This is a genomic window from Pseudomonas sp. ML96 (assembly GCF_000761545.1).
In the GTDB taxonomy this organism is placed as follows: domain Bacteria; phylum Pseudomonadota; class Gammaproteobacteria; order Pseudomonadales; family Pseudomonadaceae; genus Aquipseudomonas.
The window spans coordinates 90,812-97,162 of sequence record NZ_JPMY01000018.1 but is presented as its reverse complement, the minus strand read 5'-3'; the positions used below and the strand labels follow the sequence as shown (position 1 = coordinate 97,162).

Annotated in this window: 7 protein-coding genes and 1 tRNA gene; 2 read left to right on the top strand and 6 right to left on the bottom strand. The window is 65.6% G+C overall.

The genetic code is table 11. The annotated features are described in order from the left end of the window. Window positions 1–70: 70 nt before the first annotated feature. Window positions 71–146 (bottom strand) — tRNA-Val (locus IP89_RS13015). Between the two features lie 159 nt (window positions 147–305). On the opposite strand from IP89_RS13015, the gene rdgC reads away from it, so the two are divergent. Beyond that, a complete protein-coding gene (rdgC, locus tag IP89_RS13010; RefSeq protein WP_043309965.1) occupies window positions 306–1,226 on the top strand; it encodes a recombination-associated protein RdgC in 921 nt (306 codons plus the stop codon). Between the two features lie 164 nt (window positions 1,227–1,390). Continuing rightward, entirely contained in the window at window positions 1,391–1,705 is a 315-nt protein-coding gene (gene sugE / locus IP89_RS13005; RefSeq protein ID WP_043309964.1) for a quaternary ammonium compound efflux SMR transporter SugE, read from the top strand. 125 nt (window positions 1,706–1,830) lie between these two features. Here sugE and IP89_RS13000 read toward each other — a convergent pair whose 3' ends face one another. The 5 genes from IP89_RS13000 to IP89_RS12980 form a co-directional block, all read right to left on the bottom strand. Continuing rightward, a complete protein-coding gene (locus IP89_RS13000; RefSeq protein ID WP_043309963.1) occupies window positions 1,831–3,702 on the bottom strand; it encodes an MFS transporter in 1,872 nt (623 codons plus the stop codon). A gap of 109 nt (window positions 3,703–3,811) precedes the next feature. Then, window positions 3,812–4,141, bottom strand: coding sequence for an AzlD domain-containing protein (locus tag IP89_RS12995; RefSeq protein ID WP_043309962.1), 330 nt, complete (start codon window positions 4,139–4,141; stop codon window positions 3,812–3,814). Then, entirely contained in the window at window positions 4,141–4,851 is a 711-nt protein-coding gene (locus IP89_RS12990) for an AzlC family ABC transporter permease (RefSeq protein ID WP_043309961.1), read from the bottom strand. The genes IP89_RS12995 and IP89_RS12990 overlap by 1 nt, the downstream gene beginning before the upstream one ends. A gap of 31 nt (window positions 4,852–4,882) precedes the next feature. Beyond that, entirely contained in the window at window positions 4,883–5,728 is an 846-nt protein-coding gene (locus tag IP89_RS12985) for an AraC family transcriptional regulator (protein ID WP_043309960.1), read from the bottom strand. A gap of 5 nt (window positions 5,729–5,733) precedes the next feature. After that, window positions 5,734–6,303, bottom strand: coding sequence for a GNAT family N-acetyltransferase (locus IP89_RS12980; RefSeq protein WP_043309959.1), 570 nt, complete (start codon window positions 6,301–6,303; stop codon window positions 5,734–5,736). Between the last annotated feature and the right edge of the window lie 48 nt (window positions 6,304–6,351).

Genomic DNA, 6,351 nt, shown 5'->3' with positions numbered 1-6,351 from the left:
CGACCCCCGGCGTGACAGGCCGGTATTCTAACCGACTGAACTACCGCTGCGCGTAACCTCATGAGCGAGATGGTGGGTGATGACGGGATCGAACCGCCGACCCTCTGCTTGTAAGGCAGATGCTCTCCCGGCTGAGCTAATCACCCTTCGCTCTCGAAGTGGTGCGCATTCTAGGGATGACCTTTTCCCTTGGCAAGCCTTTTTTGAAAAAAATTTTCGAGCAGTTCCAAAGGCTTAGCTTCGGGTTGGCCAATCGAGGCCGGCAGAGAATAATGCGCGCTTCGTGTTCAAGGAGTGTCTCCCCCATGTGGTTCCGCAACCTGCTTGTTTATCGCCTGACCCAGGACGTGCCCTTCGACGCCGAAGCCCTGGAAGCGGCACTGGCCGCCAAGGCCGCGCGCCCCTGCGCCAGCCAGGAGCTGACCACCTACGGTTTCATGGCGCCGTTCGGCAAGGGTGGCGATGCGCCGCTGGTGCACGTCAGCGGTGACTTCCTGCTGATCGCCGCGCGTAAAGAAGAACGCATCCTGCCCGGCAGCGTGGTGCGCGATGCACTGAAAGACAAGGTCGACGAGATCGAGGCGCAGCAGATGCGCAAGGTCTACAAGAAGGAACGCGACCAGCTCAAGGACGAGATCGTCATGAGCTTCCTGCCACGCGCCTTCATCCGCCGCTCCAGCACCTTCGCCGCCATCGCGCCCAAGCTCGGCCTGATCCTGGTCGACAGTGCCAGCGCGAAGAAAGCCGAAGACCTGCTCTCCACCCTGCGCGAAGCCATCGGCTCGCTGCCGGTACGCCCGCTGACCGTGAAGATGGCGCCGACCGCCACCCTCACCGACTGGGTCAAGACCCAGGCCGCCGCGCCGGACTTCTTCGTCCTCGACGAATGCGAGCTGCGCGACACCAGCGAAGACGGCGGCGTGGTCCGCTGCAAGCGCCAGGACCTGACCAGCGAAGAGATCCAGCTGCACCTGTCTTCCGGCAAGCTGGTCACCCAGCTGTCGCTGGCCTGGCAGGACAAGCTGTCCTTCGTGCTGGACGACAAGATGACCGTCAAGCGCCTGCGCTTCGAAGACCTGCTGCAGGACCAGGCCGCCCAGGACGGTGGTGATGAGGCTCTCGGCCAGCTGGACGCCAGCTTCACCCTGATGATGCTGACCTTCTGCGACTTCCTGCCGGCGCTGTTCGAGGCCTTCGGCGGCGAAGAAGTGCCTGAAGGTATCTGACCAACAAGACAAGTCTGGTAACCTTTGCCCGGGCTCGTTCGTCCCCTCGGACTTGCCCCGTGCAGAGCCTTGTGCAAAATACTGCACAACGCGAGGACGACCTCGCCGCTCCATCCGAGTGATCACCCGGGACGGCCCGCTCATCAGTAGTAAGGAGCCATCCCATGTCCTGGATCATTCTGTTGTTCGCCGGCCTGTTCGAGGTCTGCTGGGCCGTCGGCCTCAAGTACACCGACGGTTTCACCCGCCCCATCCCCACCCTGCTCACTGTCGGCGCCATGATCGTCAGCATCGGCCTGCTCGGCCTGGCCATGAAGGAGCTGCCGCTGGGCACCGCCTATGCGATCTGGACCGGCGTCGGCGCGGTCGGCACGGTGATCGCCGGGATCTTCCTGTTCGGCGAATCCATGGCCCTGGTGCGCCTGCTCAGTGTCGGTCTGATCGTCGCCGGGCTGGTCGGCCTCAAGCTCAGCCACTGAACCTGCGCCCATGAAAAAACGGCAGGACAGCCGTTTTTCACAGCGAAGCTGCCCGAAGGGTGACGCACAGGGATGTGCGCCATGAAAAAGCCCGCCAATCGGCGGGCTTTTTGTTGCTATGCGGCTTAGCGCTGGTCGCCACGCAGCAGCGTCACCTGCTCCTGCAGCACCAGGCGCCCGGTGTCTGCCGGCAACGCGGTGCCGGCCACCAGGTTGACCCTCGACCAGAAGCGCTTGAACAGGCCCTTGTGTGGCGCACGGCTGAAGAAGCTGCCCCACAGCCCCTGCAACGCCATGGGAATCACCGGCACCGGGTTGGCGGCGAGGATACGCTCGACCCCGGCCTTGAACTCATCGATGTCGCCACTGGTGGTCAGCTTGCCCTCGGGGAAGATGCACACCACCTCGCCCTCGGCCAGGTACTGGGCGATACGCGCGAAGGCGCGCTCGAACACTTCCGGGTCTTCGTTGCGCCCGGCGATGGGCACAGTGCCGGCGGTGCGGAAGATGAAGTTGAGCACCGGCAGGTTGTAGATCTTGTAGTACATGACGAAGCGCACCGGCCGACGTACAGCGCCGCCGATCAGCAGCGCGTCGACGAAGGACACGTGGTTGCACACCAGCACCGCCGCGCCCTCCTCCGGGATCACCTGCAGGTTCTGATGTTGCACCCGGTACATCGAGTGGCTGAGCATCCAGATGAGGAAGCGCATGGTGAACTCGGGGACGATCTTGAAGATGTACAGGTTCACCGCGATGTTCATCAGCGAGATGGCCAGGAACAGCTGCGGGATGCTCAGCTTGGCCACGCTGAGGAAGAGGATCGACACCACCGCCGCCGCCACCATGAACAGCGCGTTGAGGATGTTGTTGGCGGCGATCACCCGCGCCCGCTCGTGCTCCTCGGTACGCGACTGGATCAGCGCATACAGCGGCACGATGTAGAAGCCGCCGAACACGCCCAGACCGAGGATCGACAGTAGCACCCACCAGGCCTCGCCCATGGCCAGCAGGCCCAGCCAGTCGTGCGCCGCAGCCGCCTGCGGGAAGCTGCTGGAGGCAGCCCACAACAGGATGCCGAACAGCGACAAGCCGAACGAGCCGAACGGCACCAGGCCGATCTCCACCTTGTGCCCGCTCATGCGCTCGCAAAGCATCGAGCCCAGCGCAATACCCACCGAGAACACGGTGAGGATCAGCGTCACCACGCTCTCATCGCCGTGCAGCAGGGTCTTGGCGAAGGCCGGGATCTGCGTCAGGTACACCGCGCCGAGGAACCAGAACCAGGAGCTGCCGATCAGCGAGCGCGACACCGCCGGACGCTGGCCGAGGCCCAGACGCATGATCTGCCAGGACTGGCGGAAGATGTTCCAGTCCAGCTGCAGTTGCGGCAGTGCCGCGGCGAAGTGCGGAATGCTGCGGCTGGACAGATAGCCGAGCGCGGCGGTGGCGACGATGGCGATGCCCACCAGCATGCGGTAGCCCTCGCCGGACATCAGCAGACCGGCACCGATGGTGCCGGCAAGGATGGCCAGGAAGGTACCCATCTCCACCAGGGCGTTGCCGCCCACCAGTTCCTCCTCGCGCAGGGCCACCGGCAGGATCGAGTACTTCACCGGGCCGAACAGCGCCGAGTGGGTGCCCATGGCGAACAGCGCCGCCAGCATCAGGTAGAGGTTGTCGAACAGGAAGCCGGCGGCGCCGACCGCCATGATCGCCACCTCGGCCAGCTTGATCGCGCGGATCAGAGAGTCCTTGGCGAACTTCTCGCCGAACTGGCCGCCAAGGGCGGAGAACAGGAAGAACGGCAGGATGAACAGCAGCGCGCAGAGGTTGACCAGCAGATCGCGGTCGGCGCTGACGCTGAGCTTGAAGAGGATGGCGAGGATCAGCGACTGCTTGAAGATGTTGTCGTTGAACGCGCCGAGCAACTGAGTGATGAAGAACGGCAGGAAGCGCCGGGTGCCGAGCAGGGCGAATTGCGAATTCTGGGTCATCGTCCTTGTACCTGTCTGAGGCCGAACGGCCGTCCTGCATTGGACAGCATTCGCCCCAGGCAAAGCCACACTCGCGTGTGGCTTTCGCGTACTCGCCCGGAAGAAATCCCTAGATTGGCAGCTGCCCCAGCCACCAGCGCAGCAGGAAGAACACCAACAGGCCGCCGCCGATGGTCGCCAGCAGGTGGCGGGTTGCTGCGGCAATGACGATGGTGATCAGCCCCGCCAGCAGGTAGGCGTTGTCCAGGCTCAGCGCCCAGGTCTTGCCGTCCGGCAGCAGCATGCCGGGCACCACGATGGCGGTGAGCACCGCGGTGGGCACGTAGTGCAGGCCCTGGCGCACCAGCGGCGGGAAACGCAGATCGGGGAAGGCAAACAGGCTGTAGCGGGTGGCGAAGGTGATCGCCAGCATGCCGAGAATCAGGATCCAGTTTTCCATCAGAACACCTCGTCCTGCAGCAGGCGGTAGCGACGTTCCAGCACCACGCCGACGACGATGCCGGCGAAGGCCGCGGCCATCAGGCCGAGTTTGTAGGGCAGCCCATGGCAGGCCACGGCCACCCCGGCTGCGACCAGCGCTGCCGCCACCTGCGGGCGATTGCGCAGCATGGGCACGACGATGCCGATGAAGGTGGCGAGCATGGCGAAGTCCAGGCCCCAGGCAGCGATGTTGGGCACCGCCTGGCCGAACACCAGGCCGATCAGGGTGCAGGCCAGCCAGTTGCTGTACATGGCCAGGCCGGCGCCGAGGAAATACCAGTGCTTGTGCGGCGAGGCGTCCGTCTCGGCATAGCGGTGCTGGACCACGGCGAAGGCCTCGTCGGTCAGCCAGAACGCCAGCGGTACGCGCCAGCGCTTGGGCAGGTGACGAACGAAGGGCTGCAGCGTGGCGCTGTACAGGGCGTGGCGCAGGTTGACCACCAGAGTGGTCAGCCAGACCACGGCCAGGGTCGCGCCGCCGCCGAGCAGGCTGATGGCGATGAACTGCGCCGAGCCGGCAAACACCAGCACCGACATGCCGATGGTCTGCCAGGGCGTGAGGCCGGCGGCGCCGGCCAGGCTGCCATAGATGATGCCGAACGGCATGGCGCCCAGCAGCATCGGCAGCATGTCGCGCAGGCCTTGGAAAAACTCGTGTTGACGGGACATGGGACCTCCTAGAGCGCAGGAGGCTAGTCGATCAGTGCGCGGAGGTCTTGAACGATCTTGCGCAGGCACTGCGGTATTCGCCCGGCGCCACACCGTAGGCCTGCTTGAACTGGCGACCGAGGTGGCTCTGGTCGGCGAAGCCCAGCTGCAGCGCCACATTGAGCGGCGCACAGCCCTCGCGCAGCAGCGCGCGCGCCTGCTCCAGGCGGCGCTGCTTGAGCCAGGCGTGCGGCGGCAGGCCGGTGGCGCGACGGAACACCCGGGCGAAGTGGAACGGCGAGAGATTGACCAGCATCGCCAGTTCCTCCAGCGACGGCGGCTCGGCCAGGCTGGAGGCCAGCAGGTCCTTGGCCAGGGCCACGGCCTGCGGCTCGCGCCCGGCACTTGGCGCCTGCGGCACCTTGGCGTGACGCTGGAACAACATCAACAGCGTCTCGCGCCAGGCAGTCTGTTGCTGCAAAGCGCTGGCCTCGCTATCGAGCAGGCGGTGCAGCTGGCCGAAGGCGCGATGTAGCTCCACGTCCTGCAACACGCTGACGCCGAACGAGGGCATGCCGCCGGCATTCAGGCCCAGCTCGGCGAGCACGCCGTCGACCTGCGCCGGCGCCGGGTAGAAGCCGCGGTACCACCAGCCCTCATCGTGGGCCTTGGAGCCGGTATGCACCTCGTCCGGGTTGATCAGCACCATGCTGCCGAGCGGCGCCAGGTGGTCGCTGCCGCGATGACGAAAGCGCTGCGCGCCGCCCTCGATCACAGTGAAGACGAAACCCTCATGCACATGTGGCGAGAAACGCTGCTCTATATAGCGCGCGTGCAGCAGCTCGACGCCGCTCAGCGCCGGGCTCTCCCAGAAGCGTGTCCGCTCGCCGCCGGCCATTGCCGTCACGCGCCGAAGCGCGCCTCCAGCTCAGCCTTCACCTGCGGCCACTCGCGGTCGGTGATGCTGAACATCACGGTGTCATCGAGGCGACCGTCGGCCAGTCGCCGGTGGTTGCGCAGCACGCCTTCGCGCTGGGCACCGAGCTTGGCGATGGCCTGCTGCGAGCGCTGGTTGCTGGCAGCAGTCTTCAGCTGCACGCGCACCAGCTGCCACTCCTCGAAGGAGTGACGCAGCAGCAGGTACTTGATCATGCTGTTCAGCCCGGTGCCGTGCTGGCGGGCGTCGAGCCAGGTGTAGCCGATCTCGGCGGCCGGCAGGCCGGGGATGAAGTCGAAGAAACGGGTGGTGCCGACCAGCTGGCCGGCCAGGCGAATGACGAACACCACCGCCCTGCCCTCGCGGTGGTCGGCCAGGGCGCCGCGATACCAGTCCGGGCGCTGGGTGCCGCTCATGTACTGCTGGGATTCGCGGTTGGCCTCGGCCAGTTCCAGCAGCCCCGGAATATCCTCCTCGACCAGCGGTTCGAGGCGCAGCGCGCCGCGCTGCAAGGTGATGGGCAAAGGCTGGAACATGACGCGAACTCCGGTAAAGCGACAACGGGCGGCCACGCTATCAGGGGT

Bases quoted from the DNA above. Each gene is read 5' to 3' on its own strand.
- rdgC (WP_043309965.1), top strand. From the start codon at position 306: ATGTGGTTCCGCAACCTGCTTGTTTATCGCCTGACCCAGGACGTGCCC.
- sugE (WP_043309964.1), top strand. From the start codon at position 1,391: ATGTCCTGGATCATTCTGTTGTTCGCCGGCCTGTTCGAGGTCTGCTGG.
- IP89_RS13000 (WP_043309963.1), bottom strand. From the start codon at position 3,702: ATGACCCAGAATTCGCAATTCGCCCTGCTCGGCACCCGGCGCTTCCTG.
- IP89_RS12995 (WP_043309962.1), bottom strand. From the start codon at position 4,141: ATGGAAAACTGGATCCTGATTCTCGGCATGCTGGCGATCACCTTCGCC.
- IP89_RS12990 (WP_043309961.1), bottom strand. From the start codon at position 4,851: ATGTCCCGTCAACACGAGTTTTTCCAAGGCCTGCGCGACATGCTGCCG.
- IP89_RS12985 (WP_043309960.1), bottom strand. From the start codon at position 5,728: ATGGCCGGCGGCGAGCGGACACGCTTCTGGGAGAGCCCGGCGCTGAGC.
- IP89_RS12980 (WP_043309959.1), bottom strand. From the start codon at position 6,303: ATGTTCCAGCCTTTGCCCATCACCTTGCAGCGCGGCGCGCTGCGCCTC.